Genomic DNA, 3,472 nt, shown 5'->3' with positions numbered 1-3,472 from the left:
GGCGGATCATACCGCATGCGCGACAAACGTCGTTCGTCGGAAGCGACAGGGGCGCTGAAAGAGCGAAGTACGACTGCCGAGCTCAGCCGCGTCGGGAAAGGATTCCCGACCTACTTGACGATGTTGATCCGTCGGCAATCCCTTGCCGACAGTTCTGTTCTATCGCTCAGGAAACCGCGATCCGAATGTCCACGGCGCGGCTTAGCCAACCCACGGTAACGGCTCTGAAGGCTGCTTCCTCGGCCTGATCCCAGATGACGCAGAGCAAGGCTTCGTCACGGTTGAGCAACTCATCCTTTTCGAGCTTTTCGATCGCCGCGGCGCAATCCAGCGGATCGACGCCGTTGCGCTCGAACACCTCCACGGCCGCCCGAATGCCATCGGCAATCTCTTCCGGGGACGCCAGTTTCGCGTGCTCGCCTTCTATCGTGATGGTTCGTTGGGGTATCGTTTCTTGCCTGATCGTGCTTTGCATTTGACCACCTAACTTAATTAGCCGAAATAATTCCAAATCGTTTTCAATGAAGGAATTCATTTTTGTAGGGTGGGTTAGCCGAGCGTAACCCACCGCCCCTTCGACTTGGCTCAGGACAGGTCCGAGGCCGCTCGGTGCGTTGCGGTCTGGCGGCCTAACCCATCCTACGATCAATGTCCACTCGAATGCCGAATTGAATAAGACCTCAACTATCCCGGCGCACTACTGCACCGCCGGTGCGGCCTTAGGTTCCGGCGGCGGCGGATTGGCGCAATGGGATGCGTGGTGATGGACGATGCGGATCTCGTCCCTCTCGATCGCGAACGTATTGTTGGCGACCAGCAGCGCTCCCTGAATTTCTTCGTAGCACACCACCGTGGCGACGGTGCCGTAGACAAAGGCTCTGGCGTAATGCGGAGTTACCGTGCCGGTCGCCGGATTCTGGAAAATACGCCGCCAGCTTTCGATGATGGCGGCATGTTCGGTCAGCACCGGCCAGCCGGGATGAATGCAGAGCACCGGCCACTCCCGCGCCCACAACCGCTCCATGGCGTCGAAATCGCGCTGGGAAAACGCGTGATAGAAGGCTTCGTTGGCAAACAGCACAGCCGTGGCATCCATCGAGCCTGGTATCCCTAGCCTCATTCGTTCATATCGGGAAACAGGATAACCTCATCCGGCAGCTCGTTTCCGTTTTCCTGCAAATGCAGGCCGCCGACAAGAGCGTAGCCGGCATCGCCTTCGTAAAGCACGACCGCGTTTTTCGGCATTTCCAGCAAGGCAGTTATCAGTTGTTCGACCGTCATAAATCGTCCGAAATGGCTTCCATGGCGATGAGCTGCTCGCGCAGGGCCATGTGTGCGTAAAACCCTTCCCGTCCGTCATAGAGCGGGTCTCCATACAGCGCCGCCACCGCGGCGTTATCGGACAGATACACGCGGCAGGCTTTCCGTTCGTGGGCGACGGCGGCGGCGCAAGCCTCGAGTTCCGATACCGGCTCGGCCTGCCAGAGACCGGGGCTCAGAAGAAAATCGGCCCGGTACAGCACGGTGTCCCAGCCGTGGCGGTCCGCATCGTCGAAAACGGCCGGCTGCGCCGCCCGGGCGCCGGGTGAGTCGGGCGCAAGGCTTGCCGCTTCGAGACGCTGGCGCGGGCTCAGCGCGGCGAAGACCGTGGTGTCTCCGGATTCTTTCGCGGCCCGGACCTTGCGGACGAAATCGTCCCGGTCGAATGCGAACCACGCGGACGCCCGGCCTTCATGGGGAATTTCGACGATATAGATCATGGCTTTCTGAACCTTGAAAAGCGTTTTGTTCCGAGCACGCCTCGCTGCCCTTTCGCCTGAAATTAAACCAACGCACTCATGCGCAGTCGGCCAGCTCCGGAGCCGCGGTGCGTGCCACGATTCGGGCGTTGACCGTAAGCGCGAATTCGCGCCAAGCGGCGGCCAGATCCCTGCGGATGGTCTGCACGTAATCGGGCGACGGATCGTGCTCTACCGGAAAGTTGGACAGGGCGCACGAGCTGCGATTGAAGCGCAGCGCCTCGTCGATCAGCGCATCGTTGAATCCCGTGAACGGCGCAAGAATCGGAGGGGTGAGGTCCGACCGGCCGGCGACGACAGCCACCGAGCCCCCTTCGAGAGGCAGTTCATCGAGTTGCCGCAAGGCTTCGCGGTAAATGTCCTCCACCGTCTCCAACAGTGAGAGTTGAGTCAATTGATCCCGCTGCTGAGTGGAGAGATGGCGGTGCAGGCTCCGCTGGTAATGCTCGAGGGCGGCGGGCCTTTGGCCGCTCACCCATTCGCGGAAGCGCGCGAGGCTGTTGGAGTTGGTCGAGTTGACCGGAACTTCCGCCAACTGCCGCTGAATCCGCGCGGCGGCCTCCAGTGCGCCTTCCATATAGCCGCCGCCGTAGCGGGCGGTTTCCGAAGCGCCGAACAAAAGCTTTCCGTCCCAGTACGCCCGGCTCAGGACAGGATTATCGTATTCCGGGTGCTGATCCGGCGGCACGAGGTCCAGTCGGCTACAGGTGAACGGTTCCGTCGCCCAATCCTGATAATGCTGTTCGCCCAGCTCCGCCTCCGAGCCGAAGAATTGGACCAACTGGCTCCGGATCAGCATCGGCATGCCCACTCTAAACGCCTCGCGCTGCTCCGGCGACAGCGCGACGAAGCCTCCCAGGGCGGCCTTCTCTCCGGTGGCGTCGCAGGCGTCGAAAATCTCGCCGAGTACCGCCTGCTCATGCCGGGCGAAACCGTTGCCGGACAAGCCCGCCTCGCGCCAAAAGGGGCGAGCGAAGGCCGCCATGGCCTTGGCCTCTCCGGCCATCCAGGTGGGCGTTTCCCGCATCGCCCGGCGCAGTTCGTCGTCGAGCGCGGGTTCCATCCGGACCTGCTCCTCCAGCACACGGGGCGGAATGGCGAGTACGGCCCGGCGAGCTTCGACTACCGATAAGGCATTGCCGCAGCGAAAATGGAGAGCGACGCGATCGCCCCGCTCTTCCACGGCAATAAGCGCCTGTTCCAGGCGCAGCCGGCTTTCGGGAATCCGGTCCACGAGGGCATGCACCAAAGCCGCCATGCCGCCTTCCAATCGCATGGCGCCATTATGGACCGGAGCACTGCCCAGGGATTCGAGCTTGCCGTCCGCGTTCTTGAGGCCGAGGACATCGTCCTGGTCGTGCTGGGCGAAGGAGGCGAGTCCCAGATCGGCCACCAGGCGCGAGATGCGCGGATGGATGTCCGGCCAGAACCAGGTCGGACCTAAGTCCAGCGCCATCCCGGATGTCGTCGAGGGCACCGAGAGAATGCGCCCGCCCAGGCGAGAGCGAGCCTCGAACAGGAGATAGGATCGCCCTTGGCGCTCCAGATCGGCGGCCAGCGCCAAGCCGCACAATCCGCCTCCGACTATGACCGTATCCAGCATGACATCACCTCTCTCTTCAATCCGTACATCGGCAAGATCGCCGACTTATGAGCCCTCGTAACGTAGGTCG

Annotated in this window: 5 protein-coding genes; all 5 read right to left on the bottom strand. The window is 62.1% G+C overall.

All coding sequences use genetic code 11. The features are described 5' to 3' along the window. Positions 1–166: 166 nt before the first annotated feature. Positions 167–475 (bottom strand): hypothetical protein, encoded by a 309-nt coding sequence (locus ABJK70_RS22115; RefSeq protein ID WP_086135384.1) that lies wholly within the window; start codon positions 473–475, stop codon positions 167–169. A 222-nt stretch (positions 476–697) separates the two neighbouring features. After that, positions 698–1,096 (bottom strand): nuclear transport factor 2 family protein, encoded by a 399-nt coding sequence (locus tag ABJK70_RS22110; protein WP_168175359.1) that lies wholly within the window; start codon positions 1,094–1,096, stop codon positions 698–700. 20 nt (positions 1,097–1,116) lie between these two features. Further along, complete coding sequence (locus ABJK70_RS22105; protein ID WP_166642633.1) at positions 1,117–1,281, bottom strand: hypothetical protein; 165 nt, start codon at positions 1,279–1,281, stop codon at positions 1,117–1,119. After that, positions 1,278–1,760, bottom strand: coding sequence for a hypothetical protein (locus tag ABJK70_RS22100; protein ID WP_077729079.1), 483 nt, complete (start codon positions 1,758–1,760; stop codon positions 1,278–1,280). The genes ABJK70_RS22105 and ABJK70_RS22100 overlap by 4 nt, the downstream gene beginning before the upstream one ends. Positions 1,761–1,836: 76 nt before the next feature. Beyond that, the gene (locus ABJK70_RS22095; RefSeq protein WP_347259152.1) at positions 1,837–3,402 is read right to left on the bottom strand and encodes an FAD-dependent oxidoreductase; all 1,566 of its coding nucleotides are present in this window, start codon (positions 3,400–3,402) and stop codon (positions 1,837–1,839) included. Between the last annotated feature and the right edge of the window lie 70 nt (positions 3,403–3,472).

Origin of the sequence: Methylocaldum sp. (genome assembly GCF_039794385.1) — a bacterium.
GTDB lineage: Bacteria > Pseudomonadota > Gammaproteobacteria > Methylococcales > Methylococcaceae > Methylocaldum.
The sequence above is the reverse complement of the archived record's forward strand: the minus strand, read 5'-3'. Positions and strand labels throughout refer to the sequence as shown.